The following is a 269-nucleotide window of genomic DNA, read 5'->3' as shown; positions in this document are numbered from 1 at the left end:
AGGGGCAGTGGGGCACCTGAAAGCGTTCCTCGAAGGCCGGGTCCAGCAGGGTGTCGCCGTCCGGCGCCTGCACCGCGTCAACGCCGGCCAGGTAAGGGTTGTGCGCCTCCAGTTGCTGCTGGATGGCCTCCCGCTGGCTGCGCTGGCCGCAGTCCAGGCACAAGACCCGCTGCAGGCTGCCGTGGAGCTCGATGACCTCCAGGCTGCCGGCCTCGTCGTGCAGGGCATCGACATTCTGAGTGATCACCCCGGCGATCCGGCCTGCGGCC

The 269-nt window shown here is 69.9% G+C and carries 1 protein-coding gene; it reads right to left on the bottom strand.

From position 1 onward, the window contains the following. The coding region (locus SB756_RS30590) for a Sir2 family NAD-dependent protein deacetylase (RefSeq protein ID WP_410913308.1) at positions 1-269 on the bottom strand (269 nt) is incomplete at both ends.

This window comes from Pseudomonas sp. SIMBA_068, from assembly GCF_046534705.1.
In the GTDB taxonomy this organism is placed as follows: domain Bacteria; phylum Pseudomonadota; class Gammaproteobacteria; order Pseudomonadales; family Pseudomonadaceae; genus Aquipseudomonas; species Aquipseudomonas putida.
Note: the sequence above shows the minus strand (reverse complement) of the source record. Positions and strands in the feature narration are given on the sequence as shown.